Raw genomic sequence first — 24,173 nt, forward strand, 5'->3', positions numbered from 1 at the left:
AGCCCGATAAGCGACCCGCCATGACCACTCGTATCCTGACCGGTATCACCACCACCGGCACACCTCACCTGGGCAACTACGCGGGCGCGATTCGCCCGGCCATCGTTGCCAGCCGCGAGAGCGGCGCCGATTCGTTCTACTTTCTGGCTGACTACCACGCCCTGATCAAATGCGATGACCCGCTGCGCATCCAGCGCTCGCGTCTGGAAATCGCCGCGACCTGGCTGGCTGCGGGCCTGGATGTGGATCGCGTGACCTTTTATCGCCAGTCCGACATTCCGGAAATCCCGGAACTGACCTGGCTGCTGACCTGCGTGGCGGCCAAGGGCCTGCTCAATCGCGCGCACGCTTACAAGGCGTCGGTGGACAAGAACGTCGAGACTGGCGAAGACCCGGACGCCGGCATCACCATGGGCTTGTACAGCTACCCGGTGCTGATGGCGGCGGACATCCTCATGTTCAACGCCCACAAGGTGCCGGTCGGTCGCGACCAGATCCAGCACGTGGAAATGGCCCGGGATATCGGCCAGCGCTTCAATCACCTGTTCGGCCAGGGCAAAGAGTTCTTCGTCATGCCTGAAGCCCTGATCGAGGAGAGCGTTGCCACGCTGCCAGGTCTGGACGGGCGCAAGATGTCGAAAAGCTACGACAACACGATCCCGTTGTTCAGCAATGCCAAAGAGATGAAAGACGCGATTTCGCGGATCGTCACCGACTCCCGTGCGCCGGGCGAAGCCAAAGACCCGGACAACTCGCACCTGTTCACCCTCTATCAGGCCTTCGCAACGCCTGAGCAGAACGCTGAGTTCCGTTCCGAGTTGTTGCAGGGTTTGGGCTGGGGGGAGGCGAAGAATCGCTTGTTCACCCTGCTGGACAGTCAGCTGGGCGAAGCGCGGGAAAACTACCATCGTCTGATCGAACGTCCCGCCGATCTGGAAGACATTTTGCTCGCGGGTGCCGCGAAAGCCCGCAGCGTCGCCACGCCGTTCCTCGGTGAGCTGCGCGAAGCCGTCGGCCTGCGCTCGTTCCGCAGCAACGTTCAGGTAGCGACCGCCGGGAAGAAAAAAGCCGCCAAGGGCGCACGCTTCGTCAGCTTCCGTGAAGACGACGGCAGTTTCCGCTTCCGTCTGCTCGCCGCCGATGGCGAACAGCTGGTGTTGTCGCGCAATTTTGCCGACGGCAAGGCTGCAGGCGCTGCCAGCAAACAGTTGCAGCAGGGCGGCGCACTCGACATTCGTGCTGAAGGCGATAGCTTCACCCTGTGGCTTGATGGCCAATGTGTGGCCGACAGCCCGGCATTTGCCGACGCCACGGCTCGGGATGCAGCCATCGAAAGCCTGAAAACGGCTTTGACGCCGCAACAGGACTGATTGCCATTCTGTCGGGCCGTCGCTACAGTGACGGCCCGTTTTTGTTGCCTTGCTAACGAATATGACCCCCCTAGAACGATATCAAGCAGATCTGAAGCGCCCCGACTTTTTCCATGACGCCGCGCAGGAAACTGCCGTGCGCCATTTGCAGCGTTTGTACGACGACCTGGTCGCCGCGCACACCAGCAAGCCGGGCATGTTCGGCAAGTTGTTCGGCAAAAAAGAACAGGCTCCGGTCAAGGGTTTGTACTTCTGGGGCGGCGTAGGGCGAGGCAAGACTTATCTGGTCGACACCTTCTTCGAAGCCTTGCCGTTCGAAGACAAGGTCCGCACTCACTTCCACCGCTTCATGAAGCGCGTCCACGAAGAAATGCGCACCCTCAAGGGCGAACGGAACCCGCTGACGATCATCGCCAAGCGTTTTTCCGACGAGGCGCGAGTCATCTGTTTCGATGAGTTTTTCGTCTCGGATATCACCGATGCCATGATCCTCGGCACCCTGATGGAAGAGCTGTTCAAGAATGGCGTGACCCTGGTCGCCACCTCGAACATCGTGCCGGACGGTCTCTATAAAGACGGCCTGCAACGTGCGCGTTTCCTGCCGGCGATTGCCCTGATCAAGCAGAACACCGAAATCGTCAACGTCGACAGCGGCGTGGATTATCGGTTGCGCCATCTTGAGCAAGCCGAGTTGTTCCACTTTCCTCTCGATGACGCTGCTCAGGAAAGCCTGCGCAAAAGCTTCCGCGCCCTGACGCCGGAATGCACCAAAGCCATCGAAAACGATGTGTTGATGATCGAGAATCGCGAAATCCGCGCCGTTCGTACCTGTGACGACGTGGCCTGGTTTGATTTCCGTGAGCTTTGCGACGGGCCGCGCAGCCAGAACGATTACATCGAACTGGGCAAGATTTTCCATGCCGTGCTGATCAGCGGGGTCGAGCAAATGAACGTCACCACTGACGACATCGCCCGCCGCTTCATCAACATGGTCGACGAATTCTACGACCGCAACGTCAAGCTGATCATCTCGGCTGAAGTGGAACTCAAGGACCTGTACACCGGCGGACGCCTGAACTTCGAATTCCAGCGCACGCTCAGTCGCCTGCTGGAAATGCAGTCCCACGAATTCCTGTCGCGGGCGCATAAGCCCTAGCCGGAGTCGCATGGCCTGCTCGTTGGACCGGCCCGTAGGACCGGCTTTAGCCGGGAGAAAATTTTACATCAGGCTCCCGGCTGAAGCCGTCCTACAGTTTCAGCAGGCCGCTCATGCGGCCTGCTGAAACTGCTGCCGATACTGATTCGGTGATAATTCTGTGTGTTGACGAAACAGGCGCGCAAAAAAGCTCGCATCGTCGTAGCCCACTTCATAACTGATGGTCTTGATGCTCTTGCGGGTGCCGGAGAGCAGGCCCTTGGCCGTTTCGATGCGCAGGCGTTGCAGGTAATGCAGCGGCTTGTCGCCCGTCGCGCTCTGGAAGCGGCGCATGAAGTTGCGAATGCTCATGCCGTGCTCCCGGGCGACATCCTCAAAGCGAAACTTGTCGGCGAAGTGCTCTTCCAGCCAGTGCTGGATCTGCAGGATCATCACGTCCTGATGCAGCTTCTGGCCGCCAAACCCCATGCGTCCCGGCGAATAGTTGCGCTGCACTTCATACAGAATGTCCCGCGCCACGGCCTGGGCGACGTTGGCGCCGCAGAACCGCTCGATCAGGTAAATATAGAGATCACACGCCGATGTCGTGCCGCCAGCGCAATACAGGTTGTCGGCGTCTGTCAGGTGTTTCTCCTGATTGAGCAAGACATTGGGAAAGCGCTGACTGAATTGGTCGAAAAAGCGCCAGTAAGTAGTCGCTTCCTTGCCATCCAGCAAGCCCGCCTCGGCCAGCCAGAACACGCCGCTGGCTTCGCCACACAAGACCGCGCCATTGGCATGTTGCTCACGCAGCCAGGGCAGGATTTGCGGATAGCGCTGAAGCAACGCATCAAAGTCATCCCAGAACGCCGGGATCACGATCACATCGCTTTGAGCAAGATCGCCGTCTACCGGCAGGATCACTTCGCTGAAGCTGCGCACGGACTTGCCGTCCGGGCTGACCAGGCGGGTTTCGAACGCCGGCGTTCGGCCCAGGCCCAGCTGTTTGCTGTAGCGCAGGCTGGCGACGTGGAAAAAATCCTTGGCTTGCATCAGGGTCGAGGCGAACACCCCGTCAATGGCCAGGATGCTGACGCGCCGCAGCGGGGCGGAAGGTTGGGTCGACATATTCTGTTGTTCTTATATGGGAAAGTGGTCAAGCAGCGGCTGGATCGTCTTATTTTTTGTCGGATGTGTCCAGTGTCCTCGCGCGCGTCATCGGCATAGGCTCTGCAAGCCAATCCCGTTTTCTCATTCTTCAGGTGCCGCATGATTCCCAGAACCCTGTTCAGCTCAGAGCACGAACTTTTTCGCGACAGCGTGCGCAAGTTTCTTGAGCAGGAGGCCGTGCCTTTCCATGCTCAATGGGAAAAGCAGGGCTATATCGACCGCCAGCTCTGGAGCAAGGCGGGCGAGCAGGGGATGCTCTGCTCGCATCTGCCGGAAGAGTACGGCGGCATGGCGGCGGACTTTCTCTACAGCACTGTGGTGATCGAAGAGATCGGGCGCCTGGGTTTGACCGGCATTGGATTTTCCCTGCATTCGGACATCGTCGCGCCATACATCCTGCATTACGGCAGCGAAGCGCTGAAGCTGAAATATCTGCCGAAGCTGGTATCGGGCGAGATGGTCACGGCCATCGCCATGACCGAGCCCGGCGCTGGCTCCGACTTGCAGGGCGTGAAAACCACCGCTGTGCTGGACGGCGATGAATACGTGATCAACGGCTCGAAAACCTTTATTACCAACGGCTATCTGGCGGATCTGGTCATCGTCGTCGCCAAGACCGACCCCAAGGCGGGCGCGAAGGGCACCAGTCTGTTTTTGGTCGAGGCCGACACGCCGGGTTTTGCCAAGGGCAAGCGCCTTGAGAAAGTCGGCATGAAGGCCCAGGACACGTCGGAATTGTTCTTTCAGGATGTTCGCGTGCCCAAGGAGAACCTGCTCGGCCAAGCCGGGATGGGCTTTGCTTACCTGATGCAGGAGTTGCCCCAGGAGCGTTTGACCGTGGCGGTCGGTGCGTTGGCGTCCGCCGAAGCCGCGCTGCAATGGACCCTGGAATACACCCGGGAGCGCAAGGCCTTCGGCAAGGCGATCGCCGATTTCCAGAACACCCGCTTCAAGCTGGCGGAAATCGCCACCGAGGTGCAGATCGGCCGGGTATTCGTCGATCGCTGCCTGGAGTTGCATCTGGAGGGGAAACTGGACGTGCCCACTGCGGCGATGGCGAAATACTGGACCACCGACCTGCAATGCAAGGTGCTCGACGAATGCGTGCAGCTGCACGGCGGCTACGGCTTCATGTGGGAATACCCGATCGCCAGGGCGTGGGCCGATGCGAGGGTGCAGCGGATTTATGCGGGCACCAACGAGATCATGAAAGAGATTGTGGCACGCAGTTTATAGGACTAGATAACCGTTGGAGGCTTGCCCGCGAAGGCGTCAGGCCAGGCAATAGTTCGTCGCCTGATAGATCCGTTCGCGGGCAAGCCTCGCTCCAACTATTCAAACTGACTTAAGGCGCAGGATTCGGATGATCCTTATGGATCGCCTCGATCCCGGCCAGCACTTCCTCGGACAGCTCAAGCTCGAAACTGGCAATGTTGCTGTCCAGTTGCTCAAGCGTGGTGGCGCCGATGATGTTGCTGGTCACGAAAGGCTGGCGGGTAACGAATGCCAGCGCCATCTGTGTCGGCTCCAGGCCGTGCTCACGGGCCAAAGCCACGTAACGACTGCACGCTGCCTCGGACTGCGGGTTGAAATAGCGTGTGAAGCGGCTGTAGAGACTCAGACGACCTTTGGCCGGGCGCGCGCCCCCTTCGTACTTGCCTGACAGCATGCCGAACGCCAGTGGCGAATAAGCCAGCAAGCCGCACTGTTCGCGAATCGCGACTTCCGCCAGGCCGACTTCAAAGCTGCGGTTGAGCAGGTTGTACGGGTTCTGGATCGACACCGCACGAGGCCAGCCGCGGCTTTCGGCCAGTTGCAGAAACTTCATGGTGCCCCACGGCGTTTCGTTGGACAGGCCGATGTGGCGAATCTTGCCGGCCTTGACCTGTTCGTCCAGCGCTTCGAGGGTTTCTTCCAGAGGCGTGAAGTCTTCATCGGAATGGGTGTAGCCCAGCTTGCCGAAGAAGTTGGTGCTGCGTTCCGGCCAGTGCAGCTGATACAGATCCAGGTAATCGGTCTGCAGACGCGCCAGGCTGGCGTCGAGGGCGGCAACGATGTGTTCGCGGTTGTGCTTGAGATTGCCGCCGCGAATATGCTCGATGGCATTGCCCGGGCCGGCGATCTTGCTGGCCAGGATCCAGTCGGCGCGGTCGCCCTGTTTCTTGAACCAGTTGCCGATGATGCGCTCGGTGCTGGCGTAGGTTTCCGGCTTGGGTGGCACGGGGTACATCTCGGCGGTATCAAGGAAATTGATCCCCGCCGTTTTGGCACGTTCGATCTGGGCAAAGGCTTCGGCTTCGCTGTTTTGCTCGCCCCAGGTCATGGTGCCGAGGCAGATAGCGCTGACGTTGAGATCGGTTCTGCCGAGTTGGCGATAATCCATTTGCGTCTCCTTTGGTAGGGGAAACATAAAAGCAGGTTGAAATTTTTTTCGCAATCGGCATAATTCCGCGGCTCTTTGCAGTGGAAGTGATGCGCCATTTGCCTGAGAAATCTTGCCGTAAACCGAACGTGTCGACCCGAGCCCTCGATAACGGCTGTTTTCGGCTGCCTTTGACCTTGTCAAAGTACGCACTATTCAGTAAGATCCGCCGTCTCAATTTATCAGGGCGGCCCCTGAGGCTAATTAATGAAAACTTATACTGCTAAACCGGAAACAGTTAAGCGCGACTGGTTCGTCGTCGACGCTGCTGGCCAGACCCTCGGTCGTCTGGCTACTGAAATCGCCAGCCGTCTGCGTGGCAAACACAAGCCGGAATACACTCCGCACGTTGACACTGGCGACTACATCGTCGTTATCAACGCTGAGCAAATCCGCGTTACCGGTGCCAAAACCACCGACAAGATCTACTACTCACACTCCGGTTTTCCGGGCGGGATCAAGTCGATCAACTTTGAAAAGCTGATCGCCAAAGCTCCTGAGCGCGTGATCGAGACCGCGGTCAAAGGCATGCTGCCTAAGAACCCGCTGGGTCGCGACATGTATCGTAAGCTGAAAGTCTATGCGGGCACTGCACACCCTCATACTGCTCAGCAGCCCCAAGAACTGAAGTTTTAACGGAATAGTTGATTATGTCGGCGACTCAAAATTACGGCACTGGCCGTCGCAAGACCGCAACCGCACGCGTTTTCCTGCGTCCGGGTACTGGCAATATCTCCATCAACAACCGTTCGCTGGAAAATTTCTTCGGCCGTGAAACTGCCCGCATGGTAGTTCGTCAGCCGCTGGAATTGACTGAGACTGTCGAGAAGTTCGACATCTACGTCACCGTGATTGGCGGTGGTGTGAGTGGTCAAGCTGGCGCAATCCGCCACGGTATCACCCGCGCTCTGATGCAGTACGACGAAACCCTGCGTGGCGCTCTGCGCAAAGCTGGCTTCGTTACTCGCGATGCTCGCGAAGTTGAACGTAAGAAAGTCGGTCTGCGTAAAGCGCGTAAGCGTCCGCAGTACTCGAAGCGTTAATTCGCACTTCGTTCAAAAAGAACGCCCAGCCTCCTCACGGAGCTGGGCGTTTTTTTATGGGCGTCTATTATGTAGGTGGCTATTAGGTGTGACAACGTGACTCATCCGTGAAAGCCGCGAAATACAAGGGCTGCGGCTTTTTGTCCAAACGCAATTCCCTTGTGTAATGAAGGGTTTTTCATTACCATTCGGCAAAATTCATAACAGCTAAATTTTATTTAAGTAGACGCCTGATTTAACAGGCCACAAAGCTGATGGGAGAGGACGGAATGAGCAATGACGGCGTGAATGCAGGCCGGCGTCGCTTCCTCGTGGCGGCCACATCTGTGGTTGGCGCAGCAGGAGCGGTGGGGGCTGCGGTCCCGTTCGTGGGGTCATGGTTTCCCAGTGCCAAGGCGAAAGCCGCGGGAGCACCGGTCAAGGTGAATATCAGCAAGATCGAAGCAGGACAGCAGATGATTGCTGAATGGCGCGGTCAACCTGTTTTCATCGTCCGTCGCACCCAGGAGATTCTCGGAAATCTTGGCAAAATTACAGGTCAGTTGTCCGACCCCGAATCCAAAAGTTCGGTCCAACCCACTTACGTCGATCCTGTTGTGCGATCAATCAAGCCGGAAATCCTGCTGTTGATCGGTATCTGCACGCACCTTGGATGCTCCCCGACTTTCCGTCCTGAAGTAGCGCCTGCCGACCTGGGCAAGGATTGGGTCGGTGGTTATTTCTGTCCTTGCCACGGTTCGCACTATGACCTGGCAGGCCGCGTCTACAAATCGCAACCCGCACCTTTGAATCTGCCAGTGCCGCCGCATTCCTATGAGTCGGACAATATTATTGTCATTGGCGTTGATCAGGAGAAAGCGTGATGAGCAAATTCATGGATTGGGTAGATGCCCGCTTCCCCGCCACAAAAATGTGGGAAGACCATCTCAGCAAATATTACGCTCCAAAAAACTTCAACTTCTTCTACTTCTTCGGCTCCCTGGCGCTGCTGGTCCTGGTCAATCAGATCGTGACCGGCGTATGGCTGACCATGAGTTACACGCCGTCGGCTGAAGAGGCGTTTGCTTCCGTCGAATACATCATGCGTGACGTCGAGTACGGCTCGATTCTGCGCCTGCTGCACTCGACCGGCGCTTCGGCGTTCTTCATCGTGGTCTACCTGCACATGTTCCGTGGCTTGCTCTACGGTTCCTATCAGAAGCCCCGCGAGCTGGTGTGGATCTTCGGCATGTTGATCTACCTGGCGCTGATGGCTGAAGCCTTCATGGGCTATCTCCTGCCTTGGGGTCAGATGTCCTACTGGGGCGCCCAGGTGATCATTTCGCTGTTCGGCGCGATTCCGGTAATCGGCGACGACCTGACGCAGTGGATACGTGGCGATTACCTGATCTCCGGCATCACCTTGAACCGCTTCTTCGCGTTGCACGTGGTCGCCTTGCCGATTGTCGTGCTGGGCCTGGTGGTGCTACACATCCTGGCGCTGCATGAGGTGGGTTCCAACAACCCGGACGGCGTGGATATCAAGAAGCACAAGGACGAAAATGGCGTGCCGCTGGACGGCATTCCTTTCCACCCTTACTACACCGTCAAGGATATCGTCGGCGTCGTGGTGTTCCTGTTTGTCTTCTGCTCGATTGTGTTCTTCTTCCCCGAAATGGGAGGGTACTTCCTCGAAAAGCCTAACTTCGAGGTGGCGAACGCGTTCAAGACGCCTGAGCATATCGCCCCGGTCTGGTACTTCACGCCTTTCTACGCAATCTTGCGCGCCATTCCCGACAAGCTCCTGGGCGTAATCGCCATGGGTGCGGCGATTGCGGTGCTGTTTGTGTTGCCCTGGCTTGACCGCAGCCCCGTCAAGTCGATGCGCTACAAAGGCTGGCTGAGCAAGATCTGGTTGCTGGTGTTCTGTGTGTCCTTCGTGATTCTGGGTGTGTTGGGCGTTCTGGCGCCAACCCCGGCTCGTACGTTGTTGTCGCAGGTGTGTACCTTCCTGTACTTCGCCTACTTCATTCTGATGCCGTTTTATACCCGGCTCGAGAAGACCAAACCGGTTCCAGAAAGGGTGACTGGCTGATGAAAAAGCTATTTGCTGTATTGATTCTTGCGGCTCTGCCAGTCCTGTCGTTTGCTGCCGAACATGGCGCGGAACTGGAAAGCGTCGATATCGACGTGTCTGATAAAGCGGCCATGCAGGACGGTGCGCGGACCTTCGCCAACTATTGCATGGGCTGCCACAGCGCCAAGTTCCAGCGCTATGAGCGCGTTGCGGACGACCTGGGCATTCCTCATGAGCTGATGCTGGAAAAACTGGTGTTCACTGGCGCCAAGATCGGCGATCACATGAGCATTGGCATGCAGTCCAACGATGCCAAGGCCTGGTTTGGGGCGGCACCGCCGGATCTGACGCTGGTTGCGCGGGTGCGTGGCACGGACTGGCTCTACGGTTATCTGCGTTCGTTCTATGAAGATCCGGCGCGCCCATGGGGCGTGAACAACAAGGTCTTCCCGAATGTCGGCATGCCGAACGTGTTGGTGGGGCTGCAGGGGCGTCAGGTTGTAGGCTGCAAGCAAGTGCAGGTCGTGGAAGATGGCAAGAAGCAATACGACCCGCTGACCGGCTCGCCGCTGACTCATGAGGCCTGTGATCAGCTGACCATCGTGCCGAAAACCGGCAGTCTGAACGAAGAGCAGTTCGACGAGAAGGTCAAGAATCTCGTGACCTTCCTCGCCTATTCGGCGAACCCGGTGAAGCTGCAGCATCAGCGTATCGGCACCTACGTGCTGCTCTATCTGGCGTTTTTCTTCGTGTTCGCCTACCTGCTCAAACGCGAGTACTGGAAAGATATTCATCACTGATTATTGCACCACTGACTGTCGACGAAACGCGCCCTCGGGCGCCTCTTTCAGGTAGTGAGCGCGGGGCGGGTATAGTAGCGACGGCAAAGATTGCAGAATTTACATTGCGTAAATGAGCTATCTTGTCGCCCGCGACGACCACCAGCTTCAAAAGCGGTCGTTATCGGAGGCGCCTCAGGGCGCGTTCGTTTTTTTTGTATTCGATAAATTCAACAAGCGAGGAGGACCGCCATGGGCGTGACCAACCGGTTGGCCTGTTACTCCGACCCCGCCGACCACTATTCCCATCGCGTGCGCATAGTGCTCGCCGAGAAAGGTGTCAGCGCCGAGATCATTGATGTTGTTGCGGGTCGTCATCCGCCGAAGTTGATCGAGGTGAATCCGTACGGCAGCGTGCCGACCCTGGTCGATCGTGACCTGGCGTTGTACGAGTCGACGGTGGTAATGGAATATCTGGATGAGCGTTATCCGCATCCACCCCTGTTGCCGGTTTATCCGGTGGCGCGTGCCAACAGTCGGTTGCTGATCCATCGGATCCAGCGTGACTGGTGCGCACTGGTGGATCTGATTCTGGATCCGCGCAGCAAAGAAACTGCTCGCGTTGTGGCCCGTAAAGAGTTGCGCGAAAGCCTGACCGGGGTTTCGCCGTTGTTCGCGGAAAAAGCTTTTTTCCTGAGTGACGAGCAAAGTCTGGTTGATTGCTGTCTATTGCCCATACTCTGGCGTTTACCCGTCCTGGGTATCGAGTTGCCGCGGCCTGCCAAGCCGTTGCTTGATTATATGGAGCGCCAGTTTGCGCGCGAGGCATTTCAGGCGAGCCTGTCTGGTGTCGAGCGTGACATGCGCTAAGGCTTAAGGAGCCGTTGATGAACTCCAGTCGCCCTTATCTGATTCGTGCTCTTTATGAGTGGATCGTCGATAACGATTGCACCCCGCACATGCTGGTCAATGCGGAATACCCATCGGTTCAGGTCCCTCAGGGCTTTGCCAACGATGGGCAGATTGTCCTGAACGTTTCACCCTCCGCTGTGCGTCATTTGCACATGGATAACGAAGCGGTCAGCTTTGAGGGTCGCTTCGGCGGCGTGCCGCACACCCTGTACGTCCCTGTGGCGGCGATTCTGGGCATTTACGCCCGGGAGAACGGCCAAGGTATGGTTTTCGACCTGGAGCCTCCCTTTGAGGATGATGACGAGATCGAGCAGGATGATGACAGTCCGCCACCGGATACAGAGCCGCCGCGTCCCAGCGGTCGGCCGAGCCTGAAAGTGGTGAAATAAAAAAAGGCGATCCCTCGGGATCGCCTTTTTCATGGAAGCCGCCTTCCCGGACAAGTCCGGTCCTACCGGTTCTCTACAAACCGGTAGGAGGGGACTTGTCACCGAATGCTCATCCCGCCTCGGCTAAAAATGCAGCAGATATCAGTCGATGTACTCAAACAGCTTCACGATCTTCTGCACGCCGGATACGCCCTGCACCAGATTGGTCGCCTGCGTGGCTTCCTGCTGGGTCAGCAGGCCGAGCAGGTAGACGATGCCGTTCTCGGTGATGACTTTGATTCGCGTGCCGGGAATCGAGCTATCGGCGAGCATCTGGCTCTTGATCTTGGTGGTCAGCCAGGCATCGTTGTTGCGCGCCAGCAATGAGGACGGGCCCATCACCTGGATTTCGTTGTTGACCTTCTTGACCTTCTGCACGGCGGCAGCGGCCTGTTCGGCCATCTGCTTGAGGTCGGCGCGCGGCGTCTGGCCAGCCAGCAGCACGATGCCGTTGAAGCTGGACACGACGATATGCGAATTCTGATCCAGATCAGGGCTGGCCTTGGCGACGTTGACCGCGACTTTGGTTTCGATCAGGGAGTCGTCGATTTTGCTGCCGAAGGTGCGCGTGCCACGATCATCTTCGATGGGTTTTTCGCGACTGGCATTGATTACCGAGCTGCATCCGCTGAGGCCAAGGCACAGGGTCAGAGCCAGCAGGCTGAGGCGATTAAGGGTCATTCTTCACTCCCGAACAGTTGGCTGTCGATCAGATCGCATAGGCAATGGATCGCCAGCAGGTGGACTTCCTGAATTCGTGCGGTGACTTTTGCCGGTACGCGGATTTCCACGTCCTCCGGCAAGAGCAGCGAGGCCATGCCGCCGCCATCGCGTCCCGTCAATGCTACGACAATCATTTCGCGATCATGTGCGGCCTGGATGGCTTGAATTATGTTCGCCGAGTTGCCGCTGGTGGAAATCGCCAGCAACACATCGCCCGGCTGGCCCAGTGCGCGGATCTGTTTGGAGAAGATCTCGTTGTAGCTGTAGTCATTGGCAATCGAGGTGATGGTCGAGGTATCGGTGGTCAATGCAATCGCCGGCAGGCTCGGGCGCTCACGCTCGAATCGATTGAGCAGCTCGGATGAAAAGTGCTGAGCGTCACCCGCCGAGCCGCCATTGCCGCAAGAAAGCATTTTGCCTTCGTTGAGCAGGGCATTGACCATCACCTGGCTAGCTTGCTCGATGTAGGGTGCAAGGACTTCCATCGCCTGTTGCTTGGTATCGATGCTGGCCTGAAAAAGCTGGCGAATTCGGGATTGCATGTCCATCTGGGTGACCTTAATTAGAGCGTATGGCGGCTGGTCGGGCGCTGACCAGAAGATTCTGGAGGCTTCCCGGCACACATCTGTGCAGCCCGCAAATCGAAGAGCGAAATCGGTATTGGGTGTGCGGTACGTGTTTCAGGATCGGCATAGCGGACCTTGCCACTCAGCTGTCGAAAGCGCTTTTAAGCCAGTTCAGAGGAGTGCTGGAGCCCGGTTGTCCCTCGATGGCCACCACGTCGAAACGGCAAGGGGCATCCGCCCAGCGAGTGTTGTCCTGCAAAAACAGCTGCGCCGCCAGAATGACTTTTTGCTGCTTGCGAAAATCCACGCTGTGCAACGCTCCGCCCCAGCCGGAATGGCGCCGGTAGCGAACTTCGACGAATACTACTGTATCTCCGTCGAGCATGACCAGATCGAGCTCGCCACGTTTACATAACCAGTTTTGTGCAATCAGCTGCATTCCCTGCTGCTGTAAATACAGCAGGGCGCTGGCCTCAGCCTCGCGCCCTGCTTGTTTACCGGTGCCGCCTGGCATCAGGGGGCAGTGTCCGGCAGGCGCTGGATCTTGCCATCAACGAACTCGGCCCAAGGCAATTGACGTTCGATACGACGCGCCGGGTTCATGCTCAGGCTGCCGGAGAGGCCATCAATGCGGCTTTCAGGCAGTGTCTTGAGTTGGCCCAGGCGCGGCGCCAGGCGATAAGCGTCGACACCCATGGCGTAAAGACGGCCCAGGCTGCCAGCAGCCTGCGGCCATTGGGCGATGACTTGCTGACGCAGCGGGTCATTGGCGTTGAGCAACCAAGGGGTTTCACAGAAGCGCACGCCGTTGAGGTCCATGTACTGCGCCTGATCGTTGCTGTTGGTGAACAGGTGCGAAGTGGCGTAGACCGGAACGTCGCCAGCGTACTGGAAGACCATGGTCGGCTTGATCTGCTGGGCCTGTTGCGGCGTGGCGGCAAGGAACATGAAATCAATGTCCTGGCGGCGCGACGGTTGCGCGGCGACGTCGGCACCTACTGTGCTTTGCAGGCGTTTGGCGCGACCTTCGCTATTGCGCAGCTGGAACAGTTCGGCGACTTGCTGGGCCAGCGCGACCGGCTGATCGACGTGTTCGGCAGCAATCAATGTGCCGCCCTTGGCTTGCCAGCTCTGACGGAAGGCGTCCAGGACGCGGTCACCCCATTCGCCTTTAGGCACCATGGCGACAGCGCTGCGCTTGCCATCAGCCCAGGCACGACGCGCCACTTCACGGGCTTCGTCTTCTGCGGAAAGGCCAAACTGGAACAGCTGCGGCGGGCCTTCAGCACCGGCGTCGCTGTAATTCAGCGCCAGGGTGGTGATCGGCAACTGCTCGCGACCATTGAGTTGCTTGACCAGTGGTTTTTCCAGCGGGCCGACCACCAGCTGCACGCCAGCCGCTTTGGCCTGGCGATAAAACTCGTCCATGGATGTCAGGCGCGAGCTATCGAAGACTTGAATCGAAGGCGGGTTCTGACCGGCTTGCTGCGCCTGGTAATGCGCGGCCATGAAACCTTCGCGCAAGGCCTTGGCAACCGCAGCCAGCGGGCCTTCCTGAGGCAGCAGCAGGGCGATTTTGGTCAGCGGTTCGCTGGTCAAGGCGCGCAGTTGTGCCAGTGTGGCTGGCAATTGAACGGCCGCCGGGTGTTTCGGATTCTGTGCTTTCCAGCTGTCGATGGCCGCCTGTTGCTGTTCCAGCGTGCCGGCACCTTTGACAGCGCGCGCCAGGCTCAGCCAGCCACCTACGTCATCGTTCGCAGTGCTTTGCAGCTGTTCAGGTGGCAGTGCGGCAACCAATGCCCAGATGGCATCGTTGTTGGCGCTCAGCTCCGCGCCTTGCAGCAGCGGGCCGACGAAGACGCGTTCACTGATCGCGGCCATGGTCTGGCCGTCAGCTTCCAGAGCCCGGGCCCGAACGGTGTGGGTGCGCACTTGCTGCTCGACGGACAATTCGCCAAGGCGTTGCAGGCTTGGATGGTTCAGCGCGGTCAGCGCAGCTTTGGGCTGGTTGCGGCCCATCGCCAGTTCAGCGGCCAAGGTGCTGGCGTAAACCTGCTGGCCTGGCTTGAGCAGATCCAGCTGCACTTGCGCAAGAATCTGCGCCGCGCGACCTGGATCATTCTGCCGGCTGGCCAGATCCGCGGCGCTGAGTCTCAGCAAGGCAGCCTGGTCCGGAGTTTTCGCCTGTGCAGCCTGGTCGAGCAATTGCTCGATACTGGCATCAGGGGTACGTGGAAGTTCGCCAAGGCTGGACGAAGGCGAGCTGGCACAAGCCGCCAACAGGGCAGCGAGGCAGAGGGCAGAGAACAGCCGCAGGCAAGCGATCATGTGTATGTTCCTGATACTCGAGCAAATTAGCGGGGAATTGTACCCAAGCGCTGGCAAGGGTGCGACGTCGAAGGCGTTAAAGCGGTGATATAGATTGCCGAACGGGCTTTTTAACAGCCAAAGCGGCGGATGTGCAGGTGTTGAAATAGCGAATCGCGATGCATCTCATTAATTTTCCGTCCTTTTTCAGGTTCTTCCTTGAGCACGCTACCCATGCAGTGGAGTCGTAGTCTGTACAATGCGGACTCTTCACCCATCACGGGTAACCAAATGAGGTCTGCGCTTTGACTGCTGACGTTGCTTCGAATTCCGCTGCTGGCTCGCTTTATGTAGTGGCCACGCCTATCGGCAATCTGGATGACATGAGCGTGCGGGCGTTGAAGGTGTTGCGCGACGTCGCCCTGATCGCTGCCGAAGATACGCGTCATTCATTGCGACTGATGCAGCACTTCGGCATTCCGACGCCGCTGGCTGCCTGCCACGAGCATAACGAACGCGATGAGGGCAGTCGCTTCATCGCTCGTTTGCTGGCGGGCGATGACGTCGCGCTGATTTCCGATGCCGGCACGCCGTTGATCTCCGATCCGGGTTATCACCTGGTTCGTCAGGCGCGAGCGGCTGGCATCAAGGTAGTTCCGGTGCCCGGCGCCTGTGCATTGATTGCGGCGTTGTCGGCGGCAGGTTTGCCGTCAGATCGCTTTATCTTCGAAGGATTCCTGCCCGCCAAGGCGGTAGGTCGCAGGGCGCGCCTGGAATTGCTCAAGGAAGAACCGCGCACGCTGATCTTCTACGAAGCGCCGCACCGGATTCTTGAGTGCCTGCAGGATCTTGAGCTGGTATTCGGCCCGGAGCGTCCGGCATTGCTGGCCCGTGAGCTGACGAAAACGTTTGAAACCCTCAAAGGCCTGCCGTTGTCGCAATTGCGGGCATTCGTGGAAGGCGACAGCAATCAGCAGCGCGGCGAGTGCGTGGTGTTGGTCGCTGGCTGGAGCGAACCCGAAGGTGAGGACGTGATCGGCACTGAGGCGCGGCGGATTCTGGATCTGTTGCTGCAGGAAATGCCGCTCAAGCGGGCCGCAGCACTGGCGGCGGAAATTACCGGTGTGCGCAAGAACCTGCTTTATCAGGTGGCGCTGGACAAGCAAAAAGGCGAGTAGGGCGTGTCATGCGGCGCTAAGTGATTGAGCTTCGGACGTTTTAAAGCTTGTTCTCGGGCATCCGTGTCGTTAACCTTGGCGGCGGAGAGTCGATTGGACAGTCGCTGCCTCTTATTGTTCGCAATTAAGGGGGGGAGGAAAGTCCGGGCTCCATAGGGCGGAGTGCCAGGTAACACCTGGGAGGCGCGAGCCTACGGAAAGTGCCACAGAAAATAACCGCCTAAGCACTTCGGTGCCGGTAAGGGTGAAAAGGTGCGGTAAGAGCGCACCGCGCGTCTGGCAACAGTTCGTGGCAAGGTAAACCCCACTCGGAGCAAGACCAAATAGGGTTCCTAGGCGTGGCCCGCGCTGGAACCGGGTAGGTTGCTAAAGACGTCCGGTGACGGCCGTCGTAGAGGAATGACTGTCCTCGACAGAACCCGGCTTACAGATCGGCTCTCCACCTTTTCCCCCCTTGTGCGTTTCAGCCGCACAACACCCCTCGTAATACCGAAAAAATCTTAAACTTAATAAAACACATTAACTTCTGCGCGTAGCCCCTTGGGCTGTGTCGGAAATATCTGAAAGAACCTTCGCAAAATTACCGCTTCTCATCCGAAACCACTCCTAAATCTCAGTAATGTAAGGGTTTTCCTTAGGACCGTGCCTTGACGGTGTGGTGGGCGCGTTCCTATAGTGTGCACAAGTGGCAGAAAGTGGCACGAAGTGGGTTTTTTCAGCGCAAAAAGTTAGTATTTGGAGAATGCGCCTGTGTTTCGTGGTGCCAACGCAATCAATCTCGATGCAAAGGGCCGTCTCGCTATGCCGAGTCGGTACCGTGACGAGTTGGATTCGCGTAGCGCCGGGCAATTGATCGTAACCATTGACGCTGTTGACCCTTGCCTATGTCTGTACCCGCTTTCTGAATGGGAACTGATTGAAGCCAAGTTGCGAGATCTCGCGACGTTTCGCGAGGAAAACCGGCGTCTTCAAAGGCTTTTGATCGGTAACGCTGTCGATCTGGAACTTGATGGCAGTGGGCGTTTTCTGGTGCCGCCACGTCTTCGCGATTATGCCAAGTTGGATAAACGCGTGATGTTAGTTGGCCAGCTCAATAAGTTTCAATTGTGGGACGAGGACGCCTGGAACGCTCTTGCTGATGCGGATCTGGCGGCCATTCAAAAACCTGGCGCGATGCCTGATGAATTACGTGACCTGATCCTGTGACTATGACTAGCGGCTTTACCCACATCACCGTACTGCTCGAAGAAGCCGTCGAGGCTCTCGCGGTGCGCGCCGATGGCTGCTATCTGGACGGAACCTTCGGGCGTGGCGGACATAGCCGCCTCATATTGCAGAAGCTGGGGCCTGATGGCCGATTGCTAGGGTTCGACAAAGATCCCCAGGCAATTGCCACCGGGCAATCGCTAGCGGCCGAAGACGGCCGCTTTGTTATTGTGCAGCGCAGCTTTGCCGAACTGGGTTCCGAGGCTCAAAGTCGCGGGATTCAGGGCAAAGTCAGCGGCGTTCTGCTCGACCTGGGCGTGTCCTCGCCGCAGCTGGATGATCCTGAGCGCGGCTTCAGTTTCATGAACGACGGCCCCTTGGACATGCGCATGGACCCGACTCGCGGCGTCAGTGCTGCCGAGTTCATCGCCACCGCGCCGGTCGAAGAAATCGCCCGCGTCTTCAAGGAATATGGCGAAGAGCGTTTCTCCAAGCGCATGGCGGCTGCAGTCGTCGCGCGCCGTGAAGTGCAACCTTTCGAGCGCACGGCCGATCTGGCCGAAGTGCTCAAGGTCGCCAATCCGGCCTGGGAGAAGGGCAAGAATCCTGCGACGCGCGCCTTTCAGGGGCTGCGCATCCATGTAAACAACGAATTGGGCGATCTTGAAGCCGGCCTCGAAGCCGCGCTCGACGTGCTGGAAATCGGCGGGCGTCTGGTGGTGATCAGCTTCCATTCCCTGGAGGATCGCATCGTCAAGCTGTTCATGCGCAAGCTCGCCAAGGGCGAAGCCGACAACATGCCGCGTGACTTGCCGATCCAGTTCAAGGCGTTCGATCCGAAAATCAAGATTCACGGCAAGGCGCAATTCGCCTCCGATGTCGAGACCAAGGCCAATCCGCGCTCGCGCAGCGCTGTCATGCGTGTCGCGGAGAAGCTCAAGTGAGCCGGCTGTTCCTCAAGCCTCTTCCAGGCGGCAGTTTCTTCATGCTGCTGTTGTTCATCGCCGTCCTGGTTTCGGCGATCGGCGTGTCGTACAGCGCCCACTGGAATCGCCAGTTGCTCAACTCCCTCTATTCCGAACTCAGCGTGCGTGACAAGGCGCAGGCGGAATGGGGTCGTCTTATCCTTGAACAAAGCACCTGGACCGCCCATAGCCGCATCGAAACCCTGGCGTCAGAACAGCTGAAAATGCGCATCCCGAGTGCCGCCGAAGTTCGAATGGTGGCGCCATGATGAAGCTGGAGGGGGCTCTGTATCCGTGGCGTTTCCGCGTGGTGGTGGGCCTGCTCGTCATTCTGGTGCTCGCCATCTGCTGGCGCATCATCGACCTGCAAGTCGTGGATCACACGTTCCTCAAGGAGCAGGGCGATGCGCGCAGTGTTCGCCACATCCCGATTCCTGCGCACCGTGGCCTGATTACCGACCGTAACGGCGAGCCTTTGGCCGTCAGTACGCCGGTCACCACGCTGTGGGCCAATCCCAAGGAAATGCAACTGGACAAGGCCAAATGGCCAGCTCTGGCTAACGCGCTGGGGCAGGACGTCAAGGCACTGACCGAACGTCTTGATTCCCAGGCTTCCAAGGAATTCATCTATCTGGTTCGCGGCTTGACTCCGGAGCAGGGCCAGTCGGTTCTGGACCTGAAAGTCCCCGGCGTATACGGCATCGAAGAGTTCCGCCGGTTTTATCCGGCGGGGGACGTGACCGCGCACATGGTTGGCTTTACCGACCTCGACGATCATGGTCGCGAAGGTGTCGAGCTGGCCTATGACGACTGGCTTGCCGGCGTGCCCGGCAAACGACAAGTCATCAAGGATCGGCGCGGACGACTGATCAAGGATGTCCAGGTCACCAAAAACGCCAAGGCCGGAAAGACCTTGGCTTTGTCTATTGATCTGCGCCTGCAATACCTGGCAACCCGCGAGCTGCGCAACGCCATCGTCGAGAACGAAGCGAAGGCCGGCAGCATGGTGATCATGGACGTCAAGACCGGCGAAGTGCTGGCCATGGTCAACTCGCCGACCTACAACCCGAACAACCGCCGCACCATGGTACCCGCCGCCATGCGTAACCGGGCAATCATCGATGTGTTCGAGCCGGGCTCGACCATGAAGCCGATCTCCATGACCGCCGCGCTCGACAGCGGCCGCTGGAAACCCACCGACAAGGTCGAGGTTTATCCCGGCACGTTGCAGATCGGCAAATACACCATTCGTGACGTGACCAAGACCGAAGGCCCGATCCTCGACCTGACCGGCATCCTGATCAACTCCAGTAACGTCGGCATGAGTAAAGTGGCGTTCGACGTGGGCGGCGAAGCGATTTTCCGCGCCATGCAGCGCGTTGGCCTCGGCCAGTACACTGGTCTGGGTTTCCCCGGCGAGCGCGTCGGCAACCTGCCTAACTATCGCGAATGGCGCAAAGCCGAGACGGCGACCTTGTCTTACGGCTACGGCCTGTCGGTGACCGCGTTGCAACTGGTTCACGCCTACGCCGCGCTGGCCAATAATGGCCGCATCGTGCCGCTGACCATTCTGAAAAGCGACGCGGCGCCGACTTCGGTTCAGGCGATTCCCGAAGCTACCGCAAAAACCTTGCAAGGCATGTTGCAACAAGTGATCGAGGACCCGCGTGGCGTGTATCGCGCGCGTGTGCCGTCCTACCACGTTGCAGGCAAGAGCGGTACAGCACGTAAGACGTCGGTGGGCACCAAGGGTTACGCCGAAAACTCCTACCGTTCGCTGTTCGCCGGTTTCGGACCGATGAGCAATCCGCGCTACGCCATCGTTGTGGTCATCGACGAGCCGAGCAAGGGCGGTTATTACGGCGGTCTGGTTTCCGCGCCGGTATTCAGCAAAGTGATGTCCGGCACCTTGCGCCTGATGAACGTCACGCCCGATAACCTCGTTGCCACGCCGCCCGAACAAGTCAATGCAGCACCCGTCGTAAAAGGAGGGCGTGGTTGATGTCTTCCAGCCTGAACAAGATTTTTGCCCATGCCGACCGCGATCTGATGATTCGCGAGTTGACCCTCGACAGCCGTAACGTGCGCGGCGGCGATCTGTTCCTCGCCGTGCCGGGTGGCAAGTTCGACGGTCGCGATCACATCGCCGACGCCTTGAAGCGCGGCGCAGCGGCTGTCGCCTACGAAGTTGAAGGCGCTACGGTTCTGCCGATCACCGATGTGCCACTGATTCCGGTCAAAGGCCTCGCGGCGCAGCTATCGGATATCGCCGGACGTTTCTATGGCGATCCGAGTCGCAGCCTGAATCTGGTTGGCGTCACCGGCACCAACGGCAAGACCAGCGTTACCCAGCTGGTCGCCCATGCGCTGGACCTGCTCGGTCAACATTGCGGCATCGTCGGCACACTGGGCACCGGCTTTTACGGCGCTCTGCAAAGTGGCCGCCATACCACGCCGGACCCGATTGCCGTGCAGGCGACGCTGACTGATCTGAAGAAAGCCGGCGCGCGCGCGGTGGCCATGGAAGTTTCTTCCCACGGTCTGGATCAGGGTCGCGCCACAGCGCTGGCCTTTGATGTCGCCGTGCTGACCAACCTGTCCCGGGATCATCTGGATTATCACGGCACCATGCAGGCCTATGGCGAGGCCAAGGCCAAGCTGTTTGCCTGGTCCGACCTGCGTTGCCGGGTGTTGAACCTGGACGACGATTTCGGACGCAAGCTGGCGGCGGACAAACATGAGTCGCGCCTCATCACCTACAGCCTCGAAGACTCCAGCGCTTACCTGTATTGCCGGGAAGCGCGCTTCGACGACGACGGCGTGCGCGCCACACTGGTGACGCCGCAAGGCGAACATCTGTTGCGCAGCAGCTTGTTGGGCCGCTTCAACCTGAGCAACGTGCTGGCTGCGGTCGGTGCATTGCTGGGTCTGGATTACGCCCTGGACGAAATTCTCAACGTGCTGCCCAAGCTCGAAGGGCCGATTGGCCGCATGCAGCGTTTGGGCGGCGGTGCCAAGCCGTTGGTGGTGGTCGATTACGCCCACACGCCTGACGCGCTGGAAAAAGTTCTCACTGCATTGCGCCCGCACGCCAAAGGCCGTCTGTTGTGCCTGTTCGGTTGCGGCGGTGATCGCGATCGCGGCAAGCGTCCGTTGATGGCCGAAGTGGTCGAGCGTCTGGCCGACAGCGTGCTGGTCACCGACGACAACCCGCGCAGCGAAGCGCCAAGCCAGATTTTCGCCGACATTCGCGCGGGTTTTGTCCACGTCGATAACGTGCGCTTCGTTGAAGGTCGCGGCCCGGCCATCAGTGAAATCATCGCCAGCGCCAAAGCCGACGATGTGATCGTGCTGGCTGGCAAAGGCCACGAGGACTATCAGGAAATCCACGGCCAGCGTCTGGCATTTTCCGACCTGGAAGAAGCCGCCAAAGCGCTGGCTGTCTGGGAGGCCGCCCATGCTTAAGCCACTTTCATTTAATGAAGTGATCACAGCCCTCGACGCCCGTCAGGTTGGCGGCGATTGCACGTTCGACGGCGTCAGCATCGACAGCCGCGCGATTGTGCCGGGTCAGCTGTTTGTGGCGTTGACCGGTCCGCGCTTCGACGGGCACGACTATCTGGATCAAGTCGCCGCCAAAGGTGCCGTTGGCGCCTTGGTCGAGCGCGAAGTCGCCAGCTCGACATTGCCGCAACTCATCGTGGTGGATACCCGCAAGGCCCTGGCGCAATTGGGTGCCATGAACCGCAACGCGTTTGTCGACAAGCCAGTGGCGGCGATCACCGGTTCCAGCGGCAAGACCACCGTCAAAGAGATGCTCGCCAGCATCCTGCGCACCCGTGGGCCGGTACTGGCGACGCGGGGCAATCTGAATAACGAACTGGGCGTGCCGCTGACCTTGCTCGAACTGGCCCCGCAATACGCGGCGGCCGTGATCGAACTGGGCGCATCGCGTCTGGGCGAAATTGCGTTCACTGTCAGCCTGACCAAGCCACATGTCGCGCTGATCACCAACGCAGGCACCGCCCATGTCGGCGAGTTTGGCGGGCCGGACAAGATCGTCGAGGCCAAGGGCGAGATTCTCGAAGGGCTCGATAATTTCGGTATTGCCGTACTCAATAAAGAAGACAAGGCGTTCCCGATCTGGAGCGCCCGCGCCGGCAATCGTCAGGTGCTCAGCTTCGCGGTCGCTGATGCATCGGCCGACTTCCATGCACAAGATCTCAAACTGGACGCTCGTGGCTGCCCGGGTTTCACCCTGCAAAGCCCCTTGGGTTCGGCGCGGGTGCAGCTCAATCTGCTCGGCGTGCACAACGTCGGCAACGCTTTGGCTGCTGCCGCTGCGGCGCATGCACTGGGCGTCACGCTGGACGGGATCGTCGTTGGCCTCAATACCGTGCAGCCCGTCAAAGGCCGCACTGTTGCGCAAATTGCTCCAAATGGCGTGCGGGTCATTGATGACACCTACAACGCCAATCCGACGTCGGTGAACGCCGCCGTAGACATCCTCACCGGTTTTGCCGGCCGTACCGTGCTGGTACTCGGCGACATCGGTGAGCTGGGCGACTGGGCCGAACAAGGTCATCGCGATGTCGGCGCTTACGCTGCAGGCAAAGTGTCAGCACTTTATGCCGTTGGTCCGTTGATGGTTCACGCCGTCAACGCGTTCGGCGAGCATGCGCGCCATTTTGCCAATCAGACCGACCTGATCGCTGCGCTGGGCGCCGAGCAGGACACTCAAACCACTATCTTGATCAAAGGCTCGCGTAGCGCGGCGATGGAAAACGTCGTCGCCGCGCTGTGCGGTTCTAGCCTGGAGAAACATTAATGCTGCTGCTGCTGGCCGAGTATCTGCAACAGTTCCACAAAGGCTTCGCGGTCTTTCAATACCTGACCCTGCGCGGGATTCTCGGCGTGCTCACTGCATTGTCGCTTTCCCTGTGCCTTGGCCCATGGATGATCCGCACCTTGCAGCTTCGGCAAATCGGCCAGTCCGTGCGCAATGACGGCCCGCAATCGCACCTGTCCAAATCCGGCACGCCGACCATGGGGGGCGCGCTGATTCTGTCGTCCATCGCCATCAGTACGCTGCTCTGGGCGGACCTGGCCAATCGGTATGTCTGGGTGGTGCTGATCGTGACGCTGTTGTTCGGCGGCATTGGCTGGATCGACGATTACCGCAAAGTCATCGAGAAGAACTCCAAAGGCTTGCCGAGCCGCTGGAAGTATTTCTGGCAGTCGGTGTTCGGGTTGTGTGCGGCGATCTTTCTTTATATTACCGCGCCGTCGGCAGTGGAAACCACGCTGATCATCCCGATGTTCAAGGACGCGAGTATCGCGCTGGGCATCGGCTTCGTGGTCCTGACTTACTTTGTCATCGTCGGCTCCAGCAACGCGGTCAACCTGACCGATGGCCTGGACGGCCTGGCGATTCTGCCGACCGTGCTGGTTGGCGGCGCGCTGGGCATCTTCTGCTACCTGTCCGGTAACGTGAAATTCGCTGAATACCTGCTGATCCCGTACGTGCCGGGCGCCGGTGAGCTGATTGTGTTCTGTGGCGCGCTGATTGGCGCCGGGCTCGGATTTCTCTGGTTCAACACCTATCCGGCCCAAGTGTTCATGGGCGACGTCGGCGCGCTGGCGCTCGGCGCGGCGTTGGGCACCATTGCGGTCATCGTCCGGCAGGAAATCGTCCTGTTCATCATGGGCGGTGTGTTCGTGATGGAAACCCTTTCAGTCGTCATTCAGGTTGCGTCCTTTAAGTTGACCGGTCGTCGCGTGTTCCGCATGGCGCCGATCCATCACCACTTTGAACTCAAGGGCTGGCCCGAGCCGCGCGTGATCGTCCGTTTCTGGATCATCACCGTGATTCTCGTGTTGGTCGGCCTTGCCACGCTGAAACTGAGGTAGAAC

Annotated in this window: 24 protein-coding genes and 1 other RNA gene; 19 read left to right on the plus strand and 6 right to left on the minus strand. The window is 58.9% G+C overall.

Annotation, left to right across the window (positions count from 1 at the left end):
- Positions 1-20: 20 nt before the first annotated feature.
- Together CFII64_RS21425 and zapE are read left to right on the plus strand one after the other, a co-directional pair.
- On the plus strand, positions 21-1,370 hold the full coding sequence (locus CFII64_RS21425) for a tryptophan--tRNA ligase (protein ID WP_020292940.1): 1,350 nt from the start codon (positions 21-23) through the stop codon (positions 1,368-1,370).
- Between the two features lie 61 nt (positions 1,371-1,431).
- Complete coding sequence (gene zapE / locus CFII64_RS21430; RefSeq protein WP_020292941.1) at positions 1,432-2,526, plus strand: cell division protein ZapE; 1,095 nt, start codon at positions 1,432-1,434, stop codon at positions 2,524-2,526.
- A gap of 111 nt (positions 2,527-2,637) precedes the next feature.
- Here the strand turns inward: zapE and CFII64_RS21435 are convergent, their stop codons facing one another.
- Complete coding sequence (locus CFII64_RS21435) at positions 2,638-3,558, minus strand: GlxA family transcriptional regulator (RefSeq protein ID WP_177325438.1); 921 nt, start codon at positions 3,556-3,558, stop codon at positions 2,638-2,640.
- A gap of 216 nt (positions 3,559-3,774) precedes the next feature.
- On the opposite strand from CFII64_RS21435, the gene CFII64_RS21440 reads away from it, so the two are divergent.
- Complete coding sequence (locus tag CFII64_RS21440; RefSeq protein WP_020292943.1) at positions 3,775-4,911, plus strand: acyl-CoA dehydrogenase family protein; 1,137 nt, start codon at positions 3,775-3,777, stop codon at positions 4,909-4,911.
- 109 nt (positions 4,912-5,020) lie between these two features.
- Here the strand turns inward: CFII64_RS21440 and CFII64_RS21445 are convergent, their stop codons facing one another.
- A complete protein-coding gene (locus tag CFII64_RS21445; protein ID WP_020292944.1) occupies positions 5,021-6,058 on the minus strand; it encodes an NADP(H)-dependent aldo-keto reductase in 1,038 nt (345 codons plus the stop codon).
- Positions 6,059-6,304: 246 nt separating this feature from the next.
- Here CFII64_RS21445 and rplM point away from each other — a divergent pair, with 246 nt between their 5' ends.
- From rplM to CFII64_RS21480, 7 genes are all read left to right on the plus strand, one after another.
- Positions 6,305-6,733 (plus strand): 50S ribosomal protein L13, encoded by a 429-nt coding sequence (rplM, locus tag CFII64_RS21450; RefSeq protein WP_020292945.1) that lies wholly within the window; start codon positions 6,305-6,307, stop codon positions 6,731-6,733.
- A gap of 14 nt (positions 6,734-6,747) precedes the next feature.
- A complete protein-coding gene (gene rpsI / locus CFII64_RS21455) occupies positions 6,748-7,140 on the plus strand; it encodes a 30S ribosomal protein S9 (protein ID WP_020292946.1) in 393 nt (130 codons plus the stop codon).
- Between the two features lie 269 nt (positions 7,141-7,409).
- Positions 7,410-8,003, plus strand: coding sequence for a ubiquinol-cytochrome c reductase iron-sulfur subunit (gene petA / locus CFII64_RS21460; protein WP_020292947.1), 594 nt, complete (start codon positions 7,410-7,412; stop codon positions 8,001-8,003).
- Positions 8,003-9,214: a cytochrome bc complex cytochrome b subunit gene (locus tag CFII64_RS21465; RefSeq protein WP_020292948.1), complete on the plus strand. Its 1,212-nt coding sequence runs from the start codon at positions 8,003-8,005 to the stop codon at positions 9,212-9,214. Before petA ends, CFII64_RS21465 begins: the two co-directional genes overlap by 1 nt.
- On the plus strand, positions 9,214-9,996 hold the full coding sequence (locus tag CFII64_RS21470) for a cytochrome c1 (protein ID WP_020292949.1): 783 nt from the start codon (positions 9,214-9,216) through the stop codon (positions 9,994-9,996). Before CFII64_RS21465 ends, CFII64_RS21470 begins: the two co-directional genes overlap by 1 nt.
- 231 nt (positions 9,997-10,227) lie before the next feature.
- Positions 10,228-10,845: a glutathione S-transferase N-terminal domain-containing protein gene (locus CFII64_RS21475; protein ID WP_020292950.1), complete on the plus strand. Its 618-nt coding sequence runs from the start codon at positions 10,228-10,230 to the stop codon at positions 10,843-10,845.
- Between the two features lie 17 nt (positions 10,846-10,862).
- Positions 10,863-11,276 carry a ClpXP protease specificity-enhancing factor gene (locus CFII64_RS21480; RefSeq protein WP_020292951.1) on the plus strand — a complete coding sequence of 138 codons (414 nt, stop codon included), beginning with the start codon at positions 10,863-10,865 and terminating at the stop codon, positions 11,274-11,276.
- Positions 11,277-11,417: 141 nt separating this feature from the next.
- Here the strand turns inward: CFII64_RS21480 and CFII64_RS21485 are convergent, their stop codons facing one another.
- From CFII64_RS21485 to CFII64_RS21500, 4 genes are all read right to left on the minus strand, one after another.
- Positions 11,418-11,996, minus strand: a complete 579-nt coding sequence (locus CFII64_RS21485; RefSeq protein WP_020292952.1) for a BON domain-containing protein — start codon at positions 11,994-11,996, stop codon at positions 11,418-11,420.
- Positions 11,993-12,586: a phosphoheptose isomerase gene (locus CFII64_RS21490; protein WP_020292953.1), complete on the minus strand. Its 594-nt coding sequence runs from the start codon at positions 12,584-12,586 to the stop codon at positions 11,993-11,995. The genes CFII64_RS21485 and CFII64_RS21490 overlap by 4 nt, the downstream gene beginning before the upstream one ends.
- Before the next feature lie 160 nt (positions 12,587-12,746).
- Positions 12,747-13,118, minus strand: a complete 372-nt coding sequence (locus CFII64_RS21495; protein WP_020292954.1) for a YraN family protein — start codon at positions 13,116-13,118, stop codon at positions 12,747-12,749.
- The gene (locus CFII64_RS21500) at positions 13,118-14,932 is read right to left on the minus strand and encodes a penicillin-binding protein activator (RefSeq protein WP_020292955.1); all 1,815 of its coding nucleotides are present in this window, start codon (positions 14,930-14,932) and stop codon (positions 13,118-13,120) included. Before CFII64_RS21500 ends, CFII64_RS21495 begins: the two co-directional genes overlap by 1 nt.
- Positions 14,933-15,216: 284 nt before the next feature.
- Between CFII64_RS21500 and rsmI the strand changes: the two genes are divergently transcribed.
- The 9 genes from rsmI to mraY all read left to right on the plus strand — a co-directional run bounded on the left by rsmI (position 15,217) and on the right by mraY (position 24,170).
- On the plus strand, positions 15,217-16,089 hold the full coding sequence (gene rsmI / locus CFII64_RS21505) for a 16S rRNA (cytidine(1402)-2'-O)-methyltransferase (RefSeq protein ID WP_020292956.1): 873 nt from the start codon (positions 15,217-15,219) through the stop codon (positions 16,087-16,089).
- An 85-nt stretch (positions 16,090-16,174) separates the two neighbouring features.
- An RNA gene (rnpB, locus tag CFII64_RS29070) (RNase P RNA component class A) lies at positions 16,175-16,532 on the plus strand.
- 307 nt (positions 16,533-16,839) lie between these two features.
- Positions 16,840-17,295 (plus strand): division/cell wall cluster transcriptional repressor MraZ, encoded by a 456-nt coding sequence (mraZ, locus tag CFII64_RS21510; RefSeq protein ID WP_020292957.1) that lies wholly within the window; start codon positions 16,840-16,842, stop codon positions 17,293-17,295.
- Between the two features lie 2 nt (positions 17,296-17,297).
- Positions 17,298-18,239: a 16S rRNA (cytosine(1402)-N(4))-methyltransferase RsmH gene (gene rsmH / locus CFII64_RS21515; RefSeq protein ID WP_020292958.1), complete on the plus strand. Its 942-nt coding sequence runs from the start codon at positions 17,298-17,300 to the stop codon at positions 18,237-18,239.
- Positions 18,236-18,529 carry a cell division protein FtsL gene (ftsL, locus tag CFII64_RS21520; protein ID WP_020292959.1) on the plus strand — a complete coding sequence of 98 codons (294 nt, stop codon included), beginning with the start codon at positions 18,236-18,238 and terminating at the stop codon, positions 18,527-18,529. The genes rsmH and ftsL overlap by 4 nt, the downstream gene beginning before the upstream one ends.
- On the plus strand, positions 18,529-20,262 hold the full coding sequence (locus tag CFII64_RS21525; RefSeq protein ID WP_020292960.1) for a penicillin-binding protein 2: 1,734 nt from the start codon (positions 18,529-18,531) through the stop codon (positions 20,260-20,262). Before ftsL ends, CFII64_RS21525 begins: the two co-directional genes overlap by 1 nt.
- Positions 20,262-21,725 carry a UDP-N-acetylmuramoyl-L-alanyl-D-glutamate--2,6-diaminopimelate ligase gene (locus tag CFII64_RS21530; protein ID WP_020292961.1) on the plus strand — a complete coding sequence of 488 codons (1,464 nt, stop codon included), beginning with the start codon at positions 20,262-20,264 and terminating at the stop codon, positions 21,723-21,725. The genes CFII64_RS21525 and CFII64_RS21530 overlap by 1 nt, the downstream gene beginning before the upstream one ends.
- On the plus strand, positions 21,718-23,088 hold the full coding sequence (gene murF / locus CFII64_RS21535) for a UDP-N-acetylmuramoyl-tripeptide--D-alanyl-D-alanine ligase (RefSeq protein WP_020292962.1): 1,371 nt from the start codon (positions 21,718-21,720) through the stop codon (positions 23,086-23,088). The genes CFII64_RS21530 and murF overlap by 8 nt, the downstream gene beginning before the upstream one ends.
- On the plus strand, positions 23,088-24,170 hold the full coding sequence (gene mraY / locus CFII64_RS21540) for a phospho-N-acetylmuramoyl-pentapeptide-transferase (RefSeq protein WP_020292963.1): 1,083 nt from the start codon (positions 23,088-23,090) through the stop codon (positions 24,168-24,170). The genes murF and mraY overlap by 1 nt, the downstream gene beginning before the upstream one ends.
- Positions 24,171-24,173: the final 3 nt, after the last annotated feature.

This window comes from Pseudomonas sp. CFII64, assembly GCF_000416235.1.
GTDB lineage: Bacteria > Pseudomonadota > Gammaproteobacteria > Pseudomonadales > Pseudomonadaceae > Aquipseudomonas.